The following is a 258-nucleotide window of genomic DNA, read 5'->3' on the forward strand; positions in this document are numbered from 1 at the left end:
TGACCTGATGACCTCGTCCGCATCCCTGCCCCGCCAGCGCCGTCGCGCCGTTCCGGTGGTGGTGGTGACCAGCGCGGCGGTGCTGGCGCTGATCGCGCTGGCGGGACTTCTGGCGCCATGGATCGCGCCGCATGGCTATGCCGAACAGGACCTGCTGAACCGCCTTGCCCCGCCGGTCTTTCTGGACGGCAGCTGGGACTATCCGCTGGGCACCGACAATCTGGGCCGCGATCTGCTCAGCCGGCTGCTCTATGGTAT

At 68.2% G+C, this 258-nt stretch carries 1 pseudogene; it reads left to right on the forward strand.

What is annotated here, in order from left to right:
* Window positions 1–7: 7 nt before the first annotated feature.
* Window positions 8–258, forward strand: a pseudogene (locus tag JI667_RS22155) (hypothetical protein); the annotation flags it as partial.

It is taken from the genome of Bacillus sp. NTK074B (assembly GCF_017303375.1).
Lineage (GTDB): Bacteria > Bacillota > Bacilli > Bacillales > Bacillaceae_B > Rossellomorea.